Source organism: Bradyrhizobium sp. CAR08, assembly GCF_052871955.1.
This window is the reverse complement of the sequence record NZ_JBIXJX010000001.1, coordinates 737,070-757,914: the sequence shown is the minus strand read 5'-3', so window position 1 is coordinate 757,914 and position 20,845 is coordinate 737,070. Positions and strand designations below refer to the sequence as shown.

At 62.7% G+C, this 20,845-nt stretch carries 23 protein-coding genes; 14 read left to right on the top strand and 9 right to left on the bottom strand.

What is annotated here, in order from left to right; genetic code table 11:
- Positions 1 to 35: 35 nt before the first annotated feature.
- Positions 36 to 1,340 carry a FecR domain-containing protein gene (locus tag ACIPUD_RS03515; RefSeq protein ID WP_446480122.1) on the bottom strand — a complete coding sequence of 435 codons (1,305 nt, stop codon included), beginning with the start codon at positions 1,338 to 1,340 and terminating at the stop codon, positions 36 to 38.
- Between the two features lie 130 nt (positions 1,341 to 1,470).
- Here ACIPUD_RS03515 and ACIPUD_RS03510 point away from each other — a divergent pair, with 130 nt between their 5' ends.
- The 4 genes from ACIPUD_RS03510 to ACIPUD_RS03495 all read left to right on the top strand — a co-directional run bounded on the left by ACIPUD_RS03510 (position 1,471) and on the right by ACIPUD_RS03495 (position 4,864).
- The gene (locus ACIPUD_RS03510; protein WP_446480121.1) at positions 1,471 to 3,267 is read left to right on the top strand and encodes a ShlB/FhaC/HecB family hemolysin secretion/activation protein; all 1,797 of its coding nucleotides are present in this window, start codon (positions 1,471 to 1,473) and stop codon (positions 3,265 to 3,267) included.
- A gap of 156 nt (positions 3,268 to 3,423) precedes the next feature.
- Positions 3,424 to 4,254: an alpha/beta fold hydrolase gene (locus ACIPUD_RS03505; RefSeq protein ID WP_085350638.1), complete on the top strand. Its 831-nt coding sequence runs from the start codon at positions 3,424 to 3,426 to the stop codon at positions 4,252 to 4,254.
- Positions 4,255 to 4,331: 77 nt separating this feature from the next.
- The gene (locus ACIPUD_RS03500) at positions 4,332 to 4,508 is read left to right on the top strand and encodes a hypothetical protein (protein ID WP_446480120.1); all 177 of its coding nucleotides are present in this window, start codon (positions 4,332 to 4,334) and stop codon (positions 4,506 to 4,508) included.
- 38 nt (positions 4,509 to 4,546) lie between these two features.
- On the top strand, positions 4,547 to 4,864 hold the full coding sequence (locus tag ACIPUD_RS03495; protein WP_085350637.1) for a c-type cytochrome: 318 nt from the start codon (positions 4,547 to 4,549) through the stop codon (positions 4,862 to 4,864).
- A 188-nt stretch (positions 4,865 to 5,052) separates the two neighbouring features.
- Here ACIPUD_RS03495 and ACIPUD_RS03490 read toward each other — a convergent pair whose 3' ends face one another.
- Entirely contained in the window at positions 5,053 to 5,394 is a 342-nt protein-coding gene (locus tag ACIPUD_RS03490; protein ID WP_007601491.1) for a phasin, read from the bottom strand.
- Positions 5,395 to 5,525: 131 nt separating this feature from the next.
- Complete coding sequence (locus ACIPUD_RS03485; RefSeq protein WP_007612798.1) at positions 5,526 to 5,711, bottom strand: hypothetical protein; 186 nt, start codon at positions 5,709 to 5,711, stop codon at positions 5,526 to 5,528.
- Between the two features lie 744 nt (positions 5,712 to 6,455).
- On the opposite strand from ACIPUD_RS03485, the gene ACIPUD_RS03480 reads away from it, so the two are divergent.
- Entirely contained in the window at positions 6,456 to 6,812 is a 357-nt protein-coding gene (locus ACIPUD_RS03480; protein WP_026233220.1) for a hypothetical protein, read from the top strand.
- A gap of 43 nt (positions 6,813 to 6,855) precedes the next feature.
- Here ACIPUD_RS03480 and ACIPUD_RS03475 read toward each other — a convergent pair whose 3' ends face one another.
- Positions 6,856 to 7,431 carry a hypothetical protein gene (locus ACIPUD_RS03475; RefSeq protein ID WP_446480119.1) on the bottom strand — a complete coding sequence of 192 codons (576 nt, stop codon included), beginning with the start codon at positions 7,429 to 7,431 and terminating at the stop codon, positions 6,856 to 6,858.
- 46 nt (positions 7,432 to 7,477) lie between these two features.
- Positions 7,478 to 8,005 (bottom strand): GcrA family cell cycle regulator, encoded by a 528-nt coding sequence (locus tag ACIPUD_RS03470; protein ID WP_446480118.1) that lies wholly within the window; start codon positions 8,003 to 8,005, stop codon positions 7,478 to 7,480.
- Between the two features lie 165 nt (positions 8,006 to 8,170).
- Here ACIPUD_RS03470 and ACIPUD_RS03465 point away from each other — a divergent pair, with 165 nt between their 5' ends.
- Together ACIPUD_RS03465 and ACIPUD_RS03460 are read left to right on the top strand one after the other, a co-directional pair.
- The gene (locus ACIPUD_RS03465; protein ID WP_007612810.1) at positions 8,171 to 8,779 is read left to right on the top strand and encodes a S24 family peptidase; all 609 of its coding nucleotides are present in this window, start codon (positions 8,171 to 8,173) and stop codon (positions 8,777 to 8,779) included.
- Between the two features lie 95 nt (positions 8,780 to 8,874).
- On the top strand, positions 8,875 to 9,150 hold the full coding sequence (locus tag ACIPUD_RS03460) for a hypothetical protein (protein ID WP_085395314.1): 276 nt from the start codon (positions 8,875 to 8,877) through the stop codon (positions 9,148 to 9,150).
- Positions 9,151 to 9,294: 144 nt separating this feature from the next.
- Here the strand turns inward: ACIPUD_RS03460 and ACIPUD_RS03455 are convergent, their stop codons facing one another.
- Complete coding sequence (locus tag ACIPUD_RS03455) at positions 9,295 to 10,269, bottom strand: quinone oxidoreductase family protein (protein WP_446480117.1); 975 nt, start codon at positions 10,267 to 10,269, stop codon at positions 9,295 to 9,297.
- A 223-nt stretch (positions 10,270 to 10,492) separates the two neighbouring features.
- Here ACIPUD_RS03455 and ACIPUD_RS03450 point away from each other — a divergent pair, with 223 nt between their 5' ends.
- The 3 genes from ACIPUD_RS03450 to ACIPUD_RS03440 all read left to right on the top strand — a co-directional run bounded on the left by ACIPUD_RS03450 (position 10,493) and on the right by ACIPUD_RS03440 (position 13,171).
- Positions 10,493 to 10,693 carry a hypothetical protein gene (locus ACIPUD_RS03450; protein ID WP_446480116.1) on the top strand — a complete coding sequence of 67 codons (201 nt, stop codon included), beginning with the start codon at positions 10,493 to 10,495 and terminating at the stop codon, positions 10,691 to 10,693.
- 148 nt (positions 10,694 to 10,841) lie between these two features.
- A complete protein-coding gene (locus tag ACIPUD_RS03445) occupies positions 10,842 to 11,789 on the top strand; it encodes an AAA family ATPase (RefSeq protein WP_085395396.1) in 948 nt (315 codons plus the stop codon).
- A 5-nt stretch (positions 11,790 to 11,794) separates the two neighbouring features.
- Positions 11,795 to 13,171 (top strand): vWA domain-containing protein, encoded by a 1,377-nt coding sequence (locus ACIPUD_RS03440; protein WP_446480115.1) that lies wholly within the window; start codon positions 11,795 to 11,797, stop codon positions 13,169 to 13,171.
- Positions 13,172 to 13,190: 19 nt separating this feature from the next.
- On the opposite strand, the gene ACIPUD_RS03435 is transcribed toward ACIPUD_RS03440, so the two are convergent.
- The gene (locus tag ACIPUD_RS03435) at positions 13,191 to 13,373 is read right to left on the bottom strand and encodes a hypothetical protein (RefSeq protein WP_377791734.1); all 183 of its coding nucleotides are present in this window, start codon (positions 13,371 to 13,373) and stop codon (positions 13,191 to 13,193) included.
- A 349-nt stretch (positions 13,374 to 13,722) separates the two neighbouring features.
- On the opposite strand from ACIPUD_RS03435, the gene ACIPUD_RS03430 reads away from it, so the two are divergent.
- Together ACIPUD_RS03430 and ACIPUD_RS03425 are read left to right on the top strand one after the other, a co-directional pair.
- Positions 13,723 to 13,944: a hypothetical protein gene (locus ACIPUD_RS03430; RefSeq protein WP_446480114.1), complete on the top strand. Its 222-nt coding sequence runs from the start codon at positions 13,723 to 13,725 to the stop codon at positions 13,942 to 13,944.
- 214 nt (positions 13,945 to 14,158) lie between these two features.
- The gene (locus ACIPUD_RS03425) at positions 14,159 to 15,478 is read left to right on the top strand and encodes a dicarboxylate/amino acid:cation symporter (protein ID WP_018456682.1); all 1,320 of its coding nucleotides are present in this window, start codon (positions 14,159 to 14,161) and stop codon (positions 15,476 to 15,478) included.
- 10 nt (positions 15,479 to 15,488) lie between these two features.
- Here ACIPUD_RS03425 and ACIPUD_RS03420 read toward each other — a convergent pair whose 3' ends face one another.
- Complete coding sequence (locus ACIPUD_RS03420) at positions 15,489 to 16,862, bottom strand: hypothetical protein (RefSeq protein ID WP_446480113.1); 1,374 nt, start codon at positions 16,860 to 16,862, stop codon at positions 15,489 to 15,491.
- A 97-nt stretch (positions 16,863 to 16,959) separates the two neighbouring features.
- A complete protein-coding gene (locus ACIPUD_RS03415; RefSeq protein ID WP_446480112.1) occupies positions 16,960 to 18,219 on the bottom strand; it encodes an allantoate amidohydrolase in 1,260 nt (419 codons plus the stop codon).
- A gap of 404 nt (positions 18,220 to 18,623) precedes the next feature.
- On the opposite strand from ACIPUD_RS03415, the gene ACIPUD_RS03410 reads away from it, so the two are divergent.
- Complete coding sequence (locus tag ACIPUD_RS03410; RefSeq protein ID WP_085350628.1) at positions 18,624 to 19,736, top strand: BMP family ABC transporter substrate-binding protein; 1,113 nt, start codon at positions 18,624 to 18,626, stop codon at positions 19,734 to 19,736.
- Positions 19,733 to 20,845 (top strand): ABC transporter permease, encoded by a 1,113-nt coding sequence (locus ACIPUD_RS03405; RefSeq protein WP_446480111.1) that lies wholly within the window; start codon positions 19,733 to 19,735, stop codon positions 20,843 to 20,845. Before ACIPUD_RS03410 ends, ACIPUD_RS03405 begins: the two co-directional genes overlap by 4 nt.

The window sequence follows — 20,845 nt, the reverse complement described above, 5'->3', positions numbered from 1 at the left end:
TGCAGGTACGCCCCCTCATCCCCTACGAAATCGCCTCAGTGCTTGTTGTGGCCAAAGGCATTGCCGTGGCCATTGCTGCCGTTGCCGCCGCCGTTGCCGTTGCCGTTGCCGTTGCCGTTGCCGTTGCCGTTACCGTTGTTGCCCCTACCGTTACCGGTGGCGCCGTTGTTGCCGTTACCGTCGCCGGAATTCCCATTGCCGGAATTGCCGTTACCGGAGTTGCCCTTGCCGGGGTTGGACTTGCCACTGGAATTTCCACTGCCGCCGCCAGAGCCGTCGCTGGACGCACCGGCCGTCGTCGCGGCTATTGTCGTGCTGGCGGCCGAGGAGCTGGTGCTGCCAGCCGTCACGCCGCTGCTCGTGGTGACCGCAGTCTGGCCGGTGCTGTTGGATGCCGTCGTGCTCGCTTTCGAGTCGCTCCAGACCGTCTCGGTGCCGGCGTGCGCGTTGCGCACTTGTCCGGGGGCACCGCCGCCGTGGGCGAGCCCGTGCGTGACCTTGTGGACGTTGAGCTTGACCTCGCCCAGCGAACTCGAGATGCGCACGACGCCGGGCTTTGCAGCACCGCCCTTGGACGCGTGAGCTCCGGCCGCCGGTTGCGACGGCTTGAGCGCGCCGGCCGCCTTGGTGCCCTTGTCGATCGGACCGAGCGCGTGGATCGCATGGCCGTTCGCTGCGTTGCGCGGGGCCGACAGGCCTGATTTCGGCACCGGGACGCGCTCGATGCTCGAGGCGCGCGGCTTGCCGTGCTCGATCGGATTGAACGTTCCGGAGCCGCTCAGAGACAGGCCAGACTTGCCATGCTCGAAGACGGTGGCGGCCTGCCCCGGCAGGACCTGGGCGATCTGCCCGGTCTTGAAGTCGGAGACCTCGACCTGGCCGCGAAGCACGCCCACCTTGGTGCTGCCCGCATTCACGGTGACGCTGAACTGGGTGCCCTTGACCACGGCGGCGAGATAGGGCGTCTCGACCTCGAAGTGCTTGACGTTGCGCTTCTCGACCTCGAGCAGGATCGAGCCCGCCTGCTGGATGATGGTGGTCGAGAGACCGTCCTTTTTCTCCGTCGGCAAGCCGACCACCGAGTTGGGAGAGATCAGGATGGTCTCCTCGCCGCGGACGAGGAGCACGCGGCCATTACGTCCGGTACGAATGGTGTCGCCGGGTTTGAGCGCCTCCTGCTGACTCAAGGACACTTGCTGAGCGCCGCTGGTGGCGACCCACACCTCGCCGGTGGCCTTGCCAACCGACCAGACGCCATCATCCGCAGCGGATGCGGCGGAAGCCGTTCCCAGCATCAGCGCGGCCGCCAAGGCGCACCGCATTCCAACCTTGTTCAGCATGACGATCCTCAGTCCGCGTTACAGCCGGCCTTGAGGGGTATCCGAAATCACTCAACATAGGATTAGCGGGAAGCGGCCAGCGGAGCGGTCGCGTTAACCATTCGTTGACCATAAAAAACTATGAAAAATCATGTGGCTAACGAACCCTTACCGCTTCACGGGCGCATCTCCGTCAAACTACGAGGACAAGCGAGTCGCGCGCGTTCGGAAGCGGCATCTCGTTACCGCAGCGGTGCTGTTGGCGCCGTTCTTCGCGGGAGTCCCTCAGGCTTTCGCGCAGCAGGCGAACCAGCCGGGTTTCGATCCGCGCCAACCTCAGAAATATTTTGAGAACCAAACCGAGCGGGAATCGCTGAGCCGTCCGCCGGTCAGGCTCCCAACAATCGACCAGCCCAGCACCGGCGGCGATACCAAACCTCAATTCGTGCTGCGCGGCGTCAACGTCAGCGGAGCCCGCGCCGTTTCCCCCGATCGCATCGCCGCGGTCTACCAGCCCTATGTCGGCAAGAAGGTTTCGCAGGCGGATCTCGCCGCGATCGCCGGCGCGATCAGCGATCTCTACCGCGCCGATGGTTTTCACTTGAGCCGTGCGATCGTGCCGCCGCAGGACATTGCCGACGGCCTGCTCCGGATCCAGGTGATCGAAGGCGCCATCGTGCAGGCCGAGCTGAAAGGCGATGGCGCCGAGCAGTTCGGCGTGAGACCGATGCTTGGGCCGGTTCTGGCCGAGCAACCGTCGCGCCTGGCAACGCTGGAGCGCCAGCTCTTTCTCGTCAACGGCAGACCTGGCGTCCGGATCACCGATACCGCACTGGAGGAGATCGGCGGTGCGACCGGCCGCTTCCGCCTCATCGTCTATTTGAAGACGTGGCACGTCTTCTCCTCATTCGGTCTGGACAATCTCGGCTCATCATCAGTCGGTCCGTGGCAGACCTACGCGACCGGCGCGTTCAACTCCTATCTCACACCCGGCGACACGCTGGCGGTCAACCTGTCGACCATCGCCAACGACCCCCGCCAGCTTGGCTTCGCGCGGCTGTCCTACGACGCACCTGTCGGCGTCGACGGCGTGCGTCTCGGCGGGTCCGTGCTGTACAGCGCGGTTCGGCCGGGCGATGCCCGCCGCCTCGACAGCGACATCACCACGACCGAGGCCTTCGAGCTGCGTGCCAGCATCGTCCCATTGCAGTCGCAATCCTCCTCGCTGACCTTGACCGCGGCGACGACCTTCAGCAACGTGTCCGAGCATGACCTTTACGGCCCCTGGTACAACGACCACATCAGGACCGCGAGCCTGACCGCCGACTATCGGCTCCAGGATCATTTCGGCGGCACCAATTTCGCGACGCTGACCTACCGCCAGGGCCTCGACATCTTCGGTGCCTCGCATTTCGACGACGACCTGTTGTCGCGCGACGGCGCGTCATCGAACTTCTCCGTGCTGAACCTCTGGTTCACGCGCTACCAGACGCTCAACGACGTCTGGTCGCTCAAGCTCTCCGCTGCGAGCCAGACGGCGTCACGGCCGCTGTTGACCTCGCAGCAATTCTATCTCGGCGGCGCTGCCTTCGGGCGCGGCTATGGCGCAGCCGAGATCAGCGGCGACAATGGTCTCGCCGGCTCGCTCGAACTGCGCTTCGACCAGAAACTCAATTTTCGCTACTGGACCGGCTATCAGCTCTACGCCTTCGGTCACGCCGGTGCAGTCTGGAACCACGGTTACCGCCTGAACGAGGGTCTGTCGCTGACCTCGGCTGGAGCTGGCGTGCGGTTCTTCCTGCCGGACGATTTCCAGGCCGATCTCGGCGTGGCCGTCCCCCTGAGCTACCGGGCGCCCGACAACGAGCGCCGCAGCCCGCGCTTTCTGTTTACGCTGTCAAGCGCATTGCGGCTCTGCTCCGAACGCGGCAAGGGCGGCTGTCTGTAAAACCCTTGTCCTTCGCGCTGTAGCCCCCGACATGCGGCCCTTTTTTGAGCCCAGCGCACAGTCTTGCCTAAATTTAATCCCGTAACCTGCTCACGATCGCTCGATCCGAGAGTTCCCAATGGCCATGTTCAGTCAAAAGTGATTTGAGACGGAACCATGAAGAGGGTGTTTGCAGTTCTGGCGTTTCTCTGCGTCCTCGGCGTCGGCCAGTATTTCGTGGTCAGCCGGTTCGCGATCCGCCATGAGGTGTTGCCCCTGTTCGACGCCGCCCGCCAGCGGCCGATTGCGGTCGAAATCGCTGTACGGCGCGACTACGAGACCAAGGCCAATCTTGGCCTCTGGAAGCTCCCGCTCGCCATCATCAGCAATGGCAATACCGTCAAGGCCACTGAATATTCCTTCCTGGCCAACGTGCTCGCCGCACGCGGTTATCTCGTCGCCAGCATCCAGCAGGATCTGCCGAGCGATCCGCCGCTGATGACCAAGGCCGGTCAGCAATATGTCGGCCGGCGCGAGGTCTATATCCGCTGCGAGGCCAACATCCTCTTCACCCTGGGCGAGTTGAAGCGGCGGCAGGAGAATGCCGACTACGACCACATCACGCTCGTCGGCCATTCCAACGGTGGCGACGTTTCGATGTATGTCGCCCATCAGCACCCGGAGCTGGTGTCGAAAGTGATCACGCTCGACAATCTGCGGGTGCCATTCGTGCTTAGCGACAACATGAAGATCCTGTCGTTCCGCTCGAAGGATCCGCAATTTGTAACCGATCCCGGCGTGCTGCCGACGCCGGAAGAGGCCAAGGCGCGCGGCATCGACATCATCCATACTGGCGCACAGCATACCGAGATGAGCGATCGCGGTCCCGATGCGGTCAAGGAGAAGATCCAGGCGACACTCGACCGCTTCCTGCGCGACAGCGCCAGCAGCGCGCTCGCCCCGGCCGATACACGAAGCCCGATGATCATGAACCCCGGCGACTATTAGTCCGGCCCCTTTGCGGCAGATCAAGGCTGCCGCAAGCCTACCCCGATAGAAAGAGCCTCGCCATCTCGGAGAGGCACGTGTCGCACTCCATCGAAAGCCTTGATACGAAAAGAATCGATACGACAAGCTTTGGCCTGCCCGCGGCAAGGACGCCGAGATTCGCCCGGCATCTCTATCGCTCGGCTCGCAAGCTGCTGCGGTCGATCATCGCCCGCATCGACCTCTCGCAGTTTCCGGGTTCGTGTTGCGGATGAGGACGGCGTCGCTAGCCAACAACACACAGGGTTGCCCTATGCACCGGCATTTGAGACGAATTTGCCTGCTGGTTGCCGTGGCCTTGAGCGTGGGCACGTCGTCCGCTCTCGCCGCCGACGCAGATCACGGCGCCGACCTTGCGAGGCGCTGGTGCGCCAGCTGCCATGTCGTGGCGAACGGCCAGACTCAGGCGAGCGCCGACGTCCCCTCTTTCGTGTCCGTTGCGCGCAGGCCTGACTTCAGTTCGGAAAGACTCGCCTTTTTCCTGCTAGACCCGCACCCGAAGATGCCGAATTTCCCCTTGAGCCGGATCGAAGCCGCCGATATCGCGGCCTACATCGCATCGCTGCGTTAGCAGAGCGACCGATTGGTCAAGACACCTGCGACAGATGCAAATCCCTGCCTGAGAACCGACAGGGATCAGCGGAAAGGGTGATGGGCGGCGAATGAGGTCCATTCGACGGCCCATCATGGACCGATACCAGTGCGGATATTCACGCCGTGCAAGTCCAATCTGTGGACGCGCCGTGAACACACCGAGAATTAGGACTTGCCCTTCCCCGGTTGCATCAGACTACCGGTCATCTGGCGCATGTGGTCTCCGGCACTGGTGAACTGGCTGCGCAGGAAATCCGATTGGATTCGCATCGCCTCCTGAAGGTCGGTCGCATGGACGAGCTTGCGGGCATGCTCGAACGCCGACTTCATGTTCTGCTCGGTGAAAGCGAGCGCCTGCTTCGACACGTCCGCCCCCGCGCCCGGAACGGTCGTCATCGATTTGGTGGCGGCTTCGAAAAACATGCCGAATGCCTTTTCCGCCTGGTCAATCGTCTTCTCGGCCAGGTCGCGCAGTTCGGCCGGAACTTCGAGCTTCGGTTCGATCATGGTCGCACTCCTCCCGTTTTCAGAACTGAATACCACACTTGCCGGATCGCCTGCCAGCGTCCAGCCCCGGGGAAGACGTCGCCCGGCGGCCTGCTGTGGCAGGAAAACATAAGGCCGGCGCGCAAGCCGGCTCAGGACAGGGGGTGTTCGGGGAGGGTTTCTTCGGTGGCGAGGTCTTCGACGAGCTTGATGACCTCGAAACGCTGCCGGGGCGCGAGCTTCAGAAAGGCGCGGAGCAGGCGCAGGCTTTCGACGGTGCCGCTTGCAGGCGCGCCGAGCTTGAGGTGCAGCTCAGCTGCGAAATTGAGGTTCTTCATCTCGCACCTATGACAAGCATCGGACTTCGTGATCCAACATCGAGGTCCCAACTAAGAACCCAACGCCACAACTGGATGCCATAACCGGATGCTATGGCGACGGCGCGCCTTCGGCCGGGGGGAAGCCCGATGTGTTCGCACGCCGAGCTACATGTGCAGCGCGCACACCTGAACAGGTTGCAACTATGTCAAGAAACAACCCCTCCGGCAAGCCTAACGGTTGGCGCAGCGATGCTTCGTCTGCATCGCACCACGGCAATTCCGGATAACAGGAATAGGGCCGGCCGTCACCCACCTGCGTCAAGAAGCGGCATCGATCAGGCATACAGCCTCGATTGCCGTCAATCGACGCTGCGTTTCGTGTTGTTTCGGATGTGAATGGACGTTGGTGGACGCGAACCAGTGCTTCTTCAGCGTATACACGTAATTGTTGAGTCTGGCATCGGCGGTTGTATCGTCGACGAAATAGGCGTCGATCTCGCGCTATGGATCGGCAGCCACAGCGCGGCCTTCTGACCAAGAGACAAACTATGACGTTTGGATTTCATCCAAACCCGTCCCCTCGAGCTCTTGGACTTGGACCCGCCTCTTCGCATCAGGATTCATCGGGCCGCATTTGTTTCCGGCCGTGAACCGTTTTCGAGGAGCAAACGACAAAGCGGAGGCGAAACAGTCACGCAGATCACGGGCGCCGTGGCCGATGCATTGATCGATTCGGGCGCCCCAGCACCAAAGGACGACGGCATGCTTTCTCGCTGCGATCTCATCAAGGGCGCCGCAGTCGCGCTTCTCACCTTCTCGACACAAAGCGCGTGGGCGCAGGAGACCAGGATGAACCTGTTCAAGATCGTCACCATCAAGGATGAAATCGTCGTCGGATTGTCGACGGAGGAGCTTCAGGCCCTCGGCGGCAATGATGCGAGCGCCGTTGCACATGCTCTGGCACAGAAGGGCGATCTCACCGTCTGGCAATACAACGTGCATCGCGGTCCGAACGGCGAATTGCAGCAGGCGCCGACCGCCAGAATCGGCCTTTTGGCCAACGCCTCGCTGCGGGTCGAGCCCTATGCCACGACCTACCAGATCCTACCGCATCCCTAAGCAGCGGACCGGCGCGCCCGCGACCGTGGTCGCGGGCGCGTTGTCATCTTCGTTGCCCTGCACGCAGTCTCCCCGTTTCCGTCGCAAAGCCATAGATCAGTGCCAACCGGTCCAGGCATTCACGGAAACGTCGGGCAAAATAGTCGATCCAGCGCTGCGTACGGAGGGCGCGACGCTGGCCGATCTCGTCCATGGTCAGGCCCAGCACCAACACGTCGTGCACTAGCGCAGCGCCGTCTGTGCCGAGTTCGCGCTCGATCCGGTTCAGCCGCAGCACCGCCTGGCGTTGGCTCTCGGTGACCGGCTCGCGCGTACGCGCGCCATCGACATATTCGCGAGTCGGGTCCATTGCCTGAGGGCCTCGCTCGGCCCTCTCCCAATCGTCCTGGAAGGCGCGCCCGCCCCGATACTGCGCCTCGTCGATCTGATGGTGCGCATGCAGCCGGCCGAGCGGATCACTGCGGATCGACCGCACGGCCATGATCTTCTCGCCGGGATCGAGCGCGAGCGGATTGTCCACCTCGACTTCCGCCACCTCCGCATTGAACGGTATCTCACGTGAGCGTCGGTCGTAGACATTCGCCAATTTAAAGGACCTGTTGCGTCGGACACGTGCCACTCGGATACTCCTTGCGAAATTGACGATTGAACGGGCGGTCGTCAGGTCAGGCGGCAGAGACCAGCCTCAGCACGACGGGGCCGGAGACGCGGGCGGATCCAGCCCCGGCGCGGCGCGTCAGGCGCGCATGCGGCGTGCAATAGCTCGAGCCCGGCTCACTTGGATGGCCGCAGAAGGTAATCTCCTCCCCGTCCTTGTCGCCGCCATAGGGATAGCGACAGTCCTCGGCAGCGAGTTCGACCAACGGGACCAGGCGCGGCTGGACGCCGACGCAGCGCAATTTGACCTGCGCGGCAGGCTTCGTCGCGGATTTCGGCGGCAGGTTCAGTAACGCGGGACGGTGCGGGAGGCTAAGACAGGCTCCAGACGGCAGCACCGGCACGATCGATGGACTCGTCGTCCGCACCTGCACGATCAGCCCGAGCCGCTTGGCGCGGCCGACCACCGCGTTGCGCGTGTAAGCCGTTCCGAACCTTGCGTTAATCTGTCTTCCGATCTCCGCATAAGACATCCCCTTGAGAAAATAGTCGCGAAGCGCGTCGGAGTGCTCCGACGGCCAATGAGCCGGTTCCATGCTGCTGTCCTGTGATGCGCCTCCTCCGATCGCACGACCGCGAGGCGGAGCATACATTCCGGTATTCCGAAGTCAGAGTCAAGCGATAATTCTGATATTCATAATTGCATCAATTCCGAATTTCGGATTACAAGAGACGGACGATGGACAATCGAGGGAATCACCATGTTGGACGCTGCAATGATCGAACGGGGCCTGGAAAAGACGGGCAAGAGCAAGGGCGGCCTGGCGGCTGCCATGGGCGTACGCCCCGGCGCTGTCTCGGAGATCCTCGGCGGCGAACGCCTGGTGAAGGCTTCGGAAATCATTCCGATCATGGAATATCTCGAGCTCAATCTCGCGCCGATCATGGGCCGCGTCGGGGCCGGTGCCGTGATCGAGCCGGATTATGAGCAGGTTCCCCCCGAAGGCCTTGGCGACATCGCGCTGCCCTTTCCGATCATGGAGGAGACCATCGCATTCGAGATCGTGGGCGATTCGATGCTGCCCAAATACGAGAGCGGCGACGTAATCGTAGTCTACAAGGACCAGCGCCATCCGCTGTCGAGCTTCTACGGCGAGGAGGCCGTGGTCCGGCTCAAGACCGGCGAGCGCTATCTGAAGACCATCGAACGAGGCAAATCCCCCTCCGTCGTCAATCTCAGCAGCTTCAATGCCAAGCAGATCGTCGGCGTGAAACTGGAGTGGGTCGGCGAGATCTGCCTGTCCATGCCCAAGGGGCAGCTGGAGCGGCTGCGCGCCAAGTCGGCGCGCCCGCGCAAGAGGAGCAAGTAGGCTGCAACTTCCGTTTTTACGAAATTCACCTGACTTGATTCCGTTTTTCGGAAATACTCTGCCGTTCCCGACCATGGGCACGGCAGGATCGTTTCATGCAGTATTTCGTCGTGATGATCGACTATGGGCGCCGCGGCCGCGAGGCAGTGGTCGACCCTGAAATCACCAGGCGCGAGGTCATTTCCCGCGTTGCCTCAGGTGAATATCGGAATATCTCGTTCATCCAGGAAATCGTGGAGAATTCGGTCGAAGACGTGACCGAGGCGATCCTCGCTGAGGCTGCCCTGCCCCGGATCCCGCCCGAAGAAGTCGACCTCCAGGCTCTCCGCCTCGATCACGCCCGCGATCTGCGTAAGCACGAGCGGACATAACGCAGGCCCAGGGCCGACCTTTTCCGGTCCGATCGAATCGGAACGGGCCCTGGATTTCTTATTTTGACGCGTTTTCTTTACGCGAACCGGAATCCAGTTCGCTCGAAATCGCTCTGCCAGCCTGCGCCACAGCCCGGTCGGAGATCACACCGTGAGGACGGTCGATCCCGTGGTCTTGCGCGCGGCGAGATCGGCATGCGCCTTGGCGGCGTCCTTCAGTGGATAGGTCTGGCGCACCTCGATCTTGACCGCGCCGGACTTGACGACATCGAACAGCTCGCCCGCCATCGCGACCAGGCTCTCACGCTTGGCGGCGTAGGTGAACAGCGTCGGCCGGGTGACGTAGAGCGAGCCCTTCTGCGCCAGCAGACCGAGATTGAGCGGCTCGACGGCGCCGGAGGACGCACCGAACAGCGCGGCGACGCCGAGCGGCGCGAGGCAGTCGAGCGACTTCAAGAACGTGTCCTTGCCGACCGAGTCATAGACCACCGGCACCTTCTTGCCGCCGGTGATCTCGTCCACGCGCTTCACGAAATCCTCGCGGCTATAGATGATGACATGGTCGCAGCCATGCGCCTTGGCGAGCTTGGCCTTCTCGTCGTTGCTGACGGTGCCGATCACGGTCGCGCCGAGATGCTTGGCCCACTGGGAGAGAATCAGGCCGACGCCACCGGCGGCCGCATGCAGCAGGATGGTATCGCCGGCCTTCACCCGATAGGTCTGCCGGATGAGATATTGCGTTGTGAGCCCCTTCAGCATCATCGCCGCCGCGGTCTTGTCGTCGACACCGTCCGGCAGCTTCAGCAGTCGGTCGGCCGGGATCAGCCGCGCCTCGGAATAGGCCCCGAGCGGCGAGGCGCCGTAGGCGACGCGATCGCCGGGCTTCAGATCGGTGACGCCAGGCCCGACCTCCTCGACGACGCCAGCAGCCTCGCTACCAAGCCCGCTCGGCAGTTGCGCCGGATAAAGGCCCGAACGATTGTAGATGTCGACGAAGTTGAGACCGACGGCGGTATGGCGGATTCGCGCCTCGCCCGGTCCGGGCTTGCCGACACTGACTTCTTCCCAGACCAGCACTTCCGGACCACCAGTCTTGTGAAAGCGAATGGCATGCGTCATGGGCGTTGTTCCCTTATCGTTGAGGTCAAAATCCGAATATCGGATTGGGCTTTGAAATAGGTATTTGGTCCACCCGTCACAGTACAGAGACGTAACAAGAATGTCACAGCGAACGACAAACCTCCGCCGTTCCGCCTCTGTTCGAAAGAGTTGATGTCGGCCTTTTGCCGGCCGGCAGTAGCCTTCGCGCGGGTTTGGAGGTCGTCTGCGAAGGAGAGCCGAGATGCCAGCTTATGTACAGCATCATCAGGATATCGAGATCGCGCCTGTGATTTGCCCTGCTTGCATGGGGTTCCTTCCAATGTATGTGCGCGAGGTCGAACCGCATTGGAGTCTTGCCAAGATCGACTTCGTCTATGAATGCGTCGATTGCGGCGCCGAGGTCAGACAGACGATCCGTAAGCCGGAGTTGCTGCGGCACTGATCGCGCGGCCGGTTGGCCGCCCGACTATTTGCGTTGAGCGGAAAAAACGCCCATTCGCGCGGGTCTGGCCTCTCCCAAACGAGGCTTGTTCTTTGCCGTGAACGCAGGCAGAACAAGCCTCAATCAAGACCTTTGGGAGCGCCTTTTCGTGGCTGAACAGAAGCCCTCGACAGCGATCGAGGCGGTGGAGAGCGGCCTCGCCGCGCAAGGCTACATCGCGAGCCGGCAGATCGCGACCGCCGTCTATTTGTCGCAACAGATCGAGAAGCCGATCCTGGTCGAAGGCCCCGCGGGCGTCGGCAAGACCGAGCTTGCCAAGGCGATCGCGGCCTGGCGCGGCCTGAAGATGATCCGCCTGCAATGCTACGAAGGCCTCGACGAGGCCAAGGCGCTCTATGAATGGAAATACGCCAAGCAGCTTCTCTACACGCAGATCCTCAAGGACAAGCTCGGCGAAGTCCTCGGCGGCGCGCAGACTTTGCACGCTGCACTTCATCAACTCCACGATTTCGGCGACGTGTTCTTCTCCAAGGAGTTCGTCGAGCCGCGGCCGCTGCTGCAAGCGCTGGAGCAGCCGGGCGGCTGCGTGCTCCTGATCGACGAAATCGACAAGTCGGATGCGGAATTCGAATCGCTGCTGCTGGAAATTCTCTCCGATTTCCAGGTCACGATCCCAGAACTCGGCACCGTCTCCGCGATCACGCCGCCAACGGTGATCCTCACCTCCAACAGCGAGCGCGATCTCGGCGATGCCCTGAAGCGGCGCTGCCTGCATCTGCACATCGGCTTCCCCGAGCAGCGGCTCGAGGAGCGCATCGTCGAGAGCCGCGTCCCCAACATTTCGCAGACGCTGCGGCGGCAGATGGTCGGCTTCATCCACGAAATCCGCTCGCTCGACCTGAAGAAGCTGCCTTCGGTCAGCGAGACCATCGACTGGGCACGCGTGCTGGTGCTCTTGCAGGCCTCGGAGCTCGACACCGAGATCGTCAAGGACACGCTCAACGTGCTCCTGAAATACGAGGCCGACATCGAGGCGGCTCAACCTCAGATTACGACCTTCATTGCCAAGGCAGCACGATCCAACGTCTTCGGTTGACGGCGATGCGCGAGAATATTCATCGTTTCTTCCGTGCGGCACGGGGCGCCGGGGTCCATGTCTCGCCGGCCGAAAGCATCGATGCGATGCGTGCGGTCGCGCAGGTCGGCGTCTCCGACCGGACGATCCTGCGCGATGCGCTCCTTCTGACGCTCGCCAAGTCGCAGGACGAAAAGCTCGCGCTCGGAGACTGTTTCGATCTGTTCTTCAGCCAGCCCGAGCCGCGGCAGGAACAGCCTGAAGCCGACAGCAACGATGTTTCGGAGGACGCGGATCAATCTCCGTCGTCGGGCGCGGCCAGCGATGCGAGCGCCGGTTCGCCTCCCGCAGAATTGGGTCCCCTCGCGCAGATGCTGCTGTCGCAGGATCGCAACGCGATCACCGCCGCGATCGCCAGCGCCTCAGGTGCGGCCTCCCTATCCGACATCCGCTACTCCACCCAGCGCGGCATCTTCTCCAGCCGCATCCTCGACGCCATGGGGCTCCAGCGGCTGCGCGACGATCTCGACGAGCTGACCGCGACCAATCCGGCACTGGCCGAGCGGCTTCGCGCCGCGCTCGATGCCTTGCGCGAAGCCGTCCGCGACACCGTCGCGCAGGGGCTTGCGCTCTATGCCCGCGAGGAAGCTGAAAACCTCCGCAACGAGATTCTACGCAACGCGCCGCTTGCCCGCATTGAGCGGCGCCATGTCGCGGAGATGCGCGCTCTCATCCGCCAGATTGCGCGGCGCCTGCGCGAGCGCTATTCGAAACCACGCAAGCGCCAACGGCGCGGTCATCTCGACGTCCGCCGCACGCTACGCCGCAACGCCGCCTGGGGCGGCATCCCCTTTCTCACGGCCTGGAAGCGCAAGCATCGCGATCGGCCGAAGATCGTGGCACTCTGCGACGTCTCGGGGTCGGTCGCACAGGTCTCGGATTTCTTCCTGCTCCTGATCCACTCGCTGCACGAGGTGGTCGACGACGTCCATTCGTTCGCCTTCTCCTCGCATCTGATCGAAGTCAGCGACATCCTGGAATCGAAACCGCCGGAAGAGGCGATGGCCGAGATCATGTCCAAGGTCGGCTTCGGCTCCTCCGACTACGGCTCGGCGCTGGCCGATTTCGAGAAGGAGTTCATGAGCACGCTGACGCCGCAGACCACGGTGATCATGCTGGGCGATGCCCGCAGCAACAATCTCGATCCGCGCGCCGACATCCTGCGCCGCATCTCTGAGCGCTCGAAGCGACTGGTGTGGCTCAATCCCGAAGGACGTCTCGCCTGGGGCTTTGGCGATTCCGAGATGCCGCGCTATGCGACCTTCTGCAGCGTGGTGCGCCAGTGCGCCACCGCGCAGCAGCTCGAGCGCGCGGTGTCCGATATTGTGGCGACTTATCAGTAGGCCTTACCCACAGCCGACGTCAGTTTCGCCCCAGCTCCGTCTGAGCCACATTGCACTCCCGGAAATGATAGGCGATCTCGTCAAGCGCGCGCTGCTCCCATTCCTGAGCTTGCGCAAGCCAGAAAACCCGGCGCTGGAAATCAAGCGCGGCGCGCTCCCGGCACAGGGATTCCTGACTGCGAATTTCGACCAGTCTGTTCATGCACTCCACTCCTGCCATGTGAAGCCATTCCCCGCGAATCAGCGTAACAGAATCCGACCCTTCGTCTCATGCTTTCTGTGCATATTGCGACGCAGAATGAGACAGCAGCGCTTCCCGTGCAGTGCGGTAATTCGCGCACCAACATCAAGCCCACATCATCAATATGTGATCGAGGCGCAGGACGATCCGCGGGAGCGAGCGATCTTAACTCTTGTGGCGCAATGGCGTGCAGCAATTTGTGAAGAGAAGTTCTAAACGCCTCACCGAATTCCCGACTCATTGTCGTCGCACGGTCTTCATGCAGCGCCTCTAACAGAGGCGCACGAACGGCACTACGGCTTGAGGCAACATGAGCAACGACATCGACTTCGATCTTTCGCCAGACCAATGGGAGGTTCTGAAGGCGCTTCGCAACCCGGTGTCGAACGGTCGGCTTTCCAAGGCCTATCTCATCGAGAGCCTCGTCAAGCTCGGTCTTGTCGTCGTCTGCGACGGCTTGCCGGTCATGACGCCGAATGGACGCAAGGTGCTGGTACGCGGATCGTGTCGGCTGCTGGATCTCGCGGCGTGACGCGGCCACCCGCGCGCAGAACGTGACTGTAGGACCGCAAAATCGGCTGTCCACGTGACCGACGGCACCTGGAACGGTTTCCCGGTGCCGATACGGATGCCGGTCGCACCGCAAAAAGACCGAATAGACCTCCTCCTCAGCGAAAACCGCGACAATCTGGCACGCTAGTTGCTCCTTTCGACGATCGAGACGTCGTCAAAACGGGGGAGTCACCATGTCGACCATTGCCGCGGCCCCGGCCGCCGAGCCAAAGCCGCTCTACACGTCGCTGTTCGTCCAGGTCCTGGCCGCGCTGATCCTCGGCATCATTCTCGGCGTGGCCGCGCCGGATTTTGCCATCTCGCTCAAGATTCTGAGCGACGCCTTCCTGAAGCTGATTTCCATGATCGTGGCGCCGATCGTGTTCTGCGTCGTCGTGCACGGCATTGCCGGCGCGGGCGACCTCAAGAAGGTCGGACGGGTCGGCGTCAAAGCGCTGGTCTATTTCGAGGTGATGACCACAGTCGCTCTCGTGGTAGGTCTCATCCTGGCCTACACTTTCGGCCCCGGCCATGGCATGAACATCGACCCCTCGACGCTGGACGCCAAGGCGCTCAATACCTATGCCGACAACGCCCACAAGCTTCAGGGCGGCGGCATCGGCTCCTTCCTCCTCAACGTGATCCCGAGCACCTCGTTCGACGCGTTGTCGCGCAACGACGTGCTCCAGGTGCTGTTTTTCGCCGTGCTGTTCGGCGTAGGCCTCGCACTGGTCGGCGGCGAGAAGGGCAAGCTCGTGACATCGATGATCGATGCCGCCTCGACCGTGCTGTTCCGTGTCATGGGGCTTATCGTCCGCGTTGCTCCACTTGGCGTGCTCGGCGCAGTCGCCTACACCGTCGGCAAATACGGCGTCGGCTCGCTCAAGCAGCTCGTCTCACTGGTTGCGCTGTTCTACGTCTCGGTCGGCATCTTCGTGCTGGGCGTGCTCGGCGGCGTCATGGCGCTTGCCGGCATCAACATCCTCAAATTCCTCGCCTACCTGCGCGAGGAGTTGACGATCGTGCTCGCGACCGCCTCGTCCGACGCCGTGCTGCCGCAGATCATGAAGAAGCTGGAGCGGATGGGCGTGAAGGACTCCGTCGTCGGCCTTGTGATTCCGACCGGTTATTCCTTCAACCTCGACGCGTTCTCGATCTACCTGACGCTTGCGGTCGTCTTTATCGCGCAGGCGACCAACACGCCGCTGTCCTTCGGCGACCTCCTGCTGGTGCTCGGCGTCTCCCTGATCACCTCGAAGGGCGCGCATGGCGTACCGGGCTCCGCGATCGTGATTCTGGCGGCGACGCTGAACGCGGTGCCCAGCATCCCTGCGATCGGCCTCGTGCTGGTCTTGTCGGTCGACTGGTTCATCGGCATGGCTCGCGCGGTCGGCAACCTCACCGGAAATTGCGTTGCGACCGTGGTGGTGGCCGCCTGGGAAGGCGATCTCGACCGCGCCAAGGCGGCCAAGGTCCTCGACGGTGGCGAGCTTGTGGACGTGACGGCGGGGTAACGACCGCCGTTCAGTCATTCCACTGGAGGAGCGGCGTTCCATGCGCCCTCCTCCAGACAGAGAGGAAACGCGGAAACCAGGAGTGGGCCACGGCGCCCTTGTAGGCCCAGGTGCGATATTGCAGGCCGTGCTCCGAGATCAGTTCCTGATAGCCGCCGTGGACTTCGATTGCGGTGCGAATGTCCTTCAGAATTCCCTGGGCGCAGGAACGGTAGGTATCGCTGCACGAGAATTCGTCATAGTCCAGCATGCGATCCGCGAATTCGACGTTGAACGTCGGCCAGGAGGACCGTCCCTGGTAGGCGGGAGCCGCGATCTTGTGGATCATCTTGTTCCGCGGATTATCCGCGGACACCAGGAAGTGGAATGTGCTGGGGATGCGAAAGCGCGGCTCCGCAATGATCATATCCGCCGTGGCTGCGAACAGCGCGCGCTCGGCCGGCTCGTTCATATCCCAGAAGCCGCGATGCACACTGACGAAATCCAGCGCGACCGAGGACACCGGCGAGCCTGGGGGGCCATCCAGGGAATGCCTGATATAGCCACCCTTGCCGAACAGGCGGAGCAGGTCCCTCTTGTACTGCGCCAGGTCGCGTCCGAGCCGCCGCTTCAGCTCGTTCTCGTCGATGATCCCGAGCCGCACGCCCCACACGAAGGTCGTGTAGACGCAGGCATTGGTGACGAAACGCCTGCGCTCGGCGCGCGTGTCGGTTGCCGCAGAGCGCGGAGCACTGGCATCGCACAGAAAATACGTAGAGCCATCATCATTGAACGGCTCGAGCTCGCTTGCGAGCTGGAGGATCGCGCGCTTCAGATCACCGCAATATTCGGCCAGCAGCAGGCGACCGGCATGCACGCATTGCGACATCGCCAGATAGGACGACGCTCTCTCCTCGGCAGAGATCATCTGCCGCAGGCCGGCCAGAATGCCGAGCAGCGTATCCGAAGGGCGCGAGAAATAGTTCACGCCGAGATACCGGGCGCGCGCCGCCGGGACGATCGTCGTCGTGACGACGTTGGCGCGAACCGCTTCCAGCAGCAGGCGGACGCTCTTTTCGAGCAGACGAGCCCGGCGAACCGCATCCTGCGAATCCATGATGGTGTCGGGGTCGAGGATGTCGGGATAGAACCAGGCAAAGTCGCGCGGATAGTACGCAGAAGCGTGCGGCGCGCCCGTAACGAGAAAGGACTCAGATACCGCAAAAGCACTGTCCATCGAGTGCCGGTAAAGGTCCTCGATGGCCGTGAACGGATGATGCGACTTCCTCAGGAAGCGATCACCGAGAAAGTTCACCGCCTGAAGCGCGTTGGCAACGAAGGTCGCCGCCATACCCTGGTAAAATCGGTTTTCGCCATGGGATGGAAAAGAGATGCCGCTGTTCATACGCGCCGTCGAATGTTGTCTCGTGGTCCGGCGGGACGCCGTTACGACGCCAGACCTGTCTGATTCTTATCTCTAGCCGGTGACGTGAGGAGCCGATTTACCCTTGCCGCGGCCGAAAATTCTCGATCAGCCCCAGCAACACTCGCGCGCCGGCGTCGGCATCGGCGAGCTCAACATGCTCGTCGGGGTGATGGCTGATTCCGCCGCGGCAGCGAACGAAGATCATGCCGACGTCGGCAATGTCGATCATGGCCATGCCGTCATGCCCCGCCCCGCTCGGCAGCTCGAACACGGAAAAACCTTCCGCTTTGATCGCCTGCGCGATCTGCTCCTTGAGCCAGGGCGCGCAGGGCGCGGTGCGGTTCTCGTGGGTGACGTCGAGCTGAAGTGTCAATTGGCGGCGCTTTGCGATGGCCTCGATCTGCCTGACGACATCGGCGACCGCGCGCTTGCGGTGCATGTCGGTCGGCGCCCGCATATCGATGGTGAACGACACCTCGCCCGGAATGACGTTTGTTGCGCCGGGCCTCGCCTGGATGTAGCCGACGGTGCCGACCAGCCCACCCTCGTCGGTGCGGCAAAACTGCTCGATCGCACCGATGCATTCGGCCGCGCCCGCCAACGCATCGCGCCGGAGCGCCATCGGCACCGTGCCCGCGTGCCCCGCCATGCCGGTCAGCCGCGCGGCAAGCCGTGTCGCGCCCGCGATCGCAGTGACAACTCCGACGGGGAGGTTTTGCGTTTCCAGCACCGGCCCCTGCTCGATGTGCAGCTCGAGATAGGCAAGCAGCTCGCGCCGGGCCCGCGCGGCCGCCCCGATATGATCGGGGTCGAGCCCGAACTGCACCAGCGCATCGCGCATCGCGACGCCATCGCTGTCGCGTGTGTTGAGGACGCTTTCGTCAAAAGTGCCGGCCACGGCGCGGCTGCCGAGCAGGGTCGAGGCAAAGCGCACCCCTTCCTCATCCGCAAAACCGACGATTTCAATCGCGAACGGCAGGCGCTTGCCGCGGCGCTTGAGATCGGCGACGCAGGCGATCGCCGTGATCACGCCCAACGGCCCGTCCCATTTGCCGGCATCGCGCACGGTGTCGTAGTGCGAGCCGAGCATCAGGCAGGGCGCGCCCGGCCGCTCCCCTTCGTAGCGCCCGCAGACATTGCCGATCGCGTCGAGACGCGCGCTCATGCCGGCGTCGCGCATCCAGCTCAGGATGAGGTCCGCGGCCTTGCGCAGCTCGCCGGTCAGATAGATGCGGGTGAGCTTGTCGCCTTCTTCCGAGATCGCCGCGAGCTCGTTGATCCTTCGCACGATCTCTTCGCCGAGCGAACCATTATGAACGGCGGTACCAGCAGCCATCTCGGCGGGCTTTCCATCTCTTGGGACCGCGGCGACGGCGGTCCTGGCGGCAATCGATTCAAGTTCGGTGCCAGCGAAATCACGCTACCGACATCGTTCCAATCAGCGCGTGGTTAGCATGAATGCGGTCGCCGGCAGACCACCCGGCCCTCGTCATGCACATGCCTAAGCCGGGTAAGACTGCTTAACTCCATTGCATACAATCATAAAATACTGCCTATATTTTCATCTGCTGCTTTCCTGATCAAGCTCGGATCACCGAAAATAGCAAATTACTCTCAATAACTTAAGTGGAAATCCTCCCTCGGTAGCCTCTGGCACGAAGCTTGCGACAATCTATCCCGGGCTCCGCCAGACCGGCGCAGCGCGAGATGAGGCGGTGCATCCGCCAAGGGGAGCAAGCAATGGAATTTGGCAGGATCTCACGACGTCATTTGTTGCAGGGCGGCGCGGCCGTCACCCTCGGTGCGGCGACGGGCATTCGTCCGGCCTTCGCGGCCGAGACCACCATCGGATTCATCTACGTCGGCTCGCGGGACGACTATGGCTACAACCAGGCGCATGCGCAGGGCGCGGCGGCGCTGAAGAAGATTCCCGGCCTCAAAGTCGTGGAAGAAGAGAAGGTGCCCGAGACCGACGCGGTCGAGAAGACGATCGAGTCCATGATCAATCTCGACGGCGCCACCCTGCTCTTCCCGACCTCGTTCGGTTACTACAATCCTCACATGGTCAAGATGGCCAACAAATTCCCGAAGCTGCACTTCGAGCACTGCGGCGGCCTGTGGAGCGACAAGGACCCGAAAAACGCCGGCAGCTATTTCGGCTATATCGATGAAGCCCAATACATCTCGGGCATCGTCGCCGGCTATAGCTCCAAGAGCGGCAAGCTCGGCTTCGTCGCCGCGAAACCGATCCCGCAAGTGCTGCGCAACATCAACGCCTTCGCGCTCGGCGCGAGGCTTGCCAATCCCAAGGCCACCACGCAAGTGATCTTCACTGGTGACTGGTCGATGCCGGTCAAGGAAGCCGAGGCCACCAACAGCCTGATCGATCAGGGCGTCGACGTACTGACCTGCCATGTCGACGGTCCCAAGACCATGGTCGAGAACGCCGCGCGTCGGGGCGCCATGGTGTGCGGCTATCACGTCAACCAGTCGCCGCTCGCGCCAAAAGCGTATCTCACGGGCGCCGAGTGGAACTGGGAAGCGCTGTACCCCAAGTTCGTCAAGATGATCGCCGCCGGCGAGAGCATTCCGAACTTCTATCGCGGCGGCCTCAAGGAGGAGATCGTCAAGACCTCGCCCTATGGCGAAGCGGTCTCCGCCGAGGCGCGCAAGCACGCCGACGACGTCAAGGCCAAGTTCTTGTCCGGTGACGGCTACGCCATCTTCAAGGGAGGGCTGGTCGACAACAAGGGCAAGACGGTGATCGCGGCCGGCACCGATCGCGGCCAGAAGGATCCCGAACTCGAGAAGATGGACTATCTCGTGGAGGGCGTGGTCGGGGCGACTTCGTGACGACGAAAGCTGCAGATCTCGCTGAAGCGGTCGGGACCGTTGCCCCGGCCGCCGATCCGGGATTCCTCCAGCGTCACGGCGGAGCGATCGAATATATCCTGATCCCGGGCGCGGCGCTGGCCGGCGCGCTCGGGGTCTTCGGCATCTTCGTCGCAATGTTCGGCAAGAGCCCGCTCGACCTCTATTTCTACATGTACTACGGCGCGTTCGGCACCTGGTTCTCATGGCAGAACACGTTGACGCGCGCGGCGCCGCTGATCCTTACCGCACTCTGCACGGCGCTGCCAGCGCAGCTCGGCATGGTTATCATCGGCGGCGAAGGCGCACTCCTGATCGGCGCGCTGTCGGCAACCAGCGCAGCACTGGTGCTTCAGGGCATGCCGCCGCTCATCGTGCAGATCGCCATGGTCGTCGCCGGCGTGATCGGCGGCGGCCTCTGGGTCATGCTTTCGGGCGCGCTACGGCAATATCGCGGCGTCAACGAAACGATCTCGAGCCTGCTGCTCGTCTATATCGCGCTCGCGGTCCTCAACCATCTCGTCGAAGGCGCAATGCGCGACCCCGGCAGCCTGAACAAGCCGTCGACCCGCGAGATCGGCGCGGCCAACATGATCGGATCGATCCCCGGTACCGATGTGCATTGGGGTCTCGTGTTCGGCCTGATCGCCGCGTTCGCCGCCTATATCCTGATCTATCACACTGTGTTTGGCTTCGCCGCGCGTGTTGCCGGCGGCAACATCCGCGCTGCGAAGATCGTCGGTCTCAATGTCAGCAAGCTGATCCTGATCGTCTGCTTCCTCGCCGGCGGCGCCGCGGGCCTTGCAGGCATGGTCGAGGTCGCCGCGGTGCAGGGGCGCACCAACGCGAACCTCGCCGCAGGCTACGGCTTCACAGGGATTCTCGTCGCCTTCCTGGCGCGGCAAAATCCGCTCGCCATTATCCCCGTCGCGATCCTGCTCGGTGGTATCAGCGCCAGCGGCGGGCTGTTGCAGCGCCGCCTCGGATTGCCGGATGCATCCGTGCTGGTGCTGCAAGGCATCATCTTCGTCTTCGTGCTGGCCAGCGATGCGCTCTACGGCCGCATCGGGTTTCTGAAGGGAAAGTCCTGA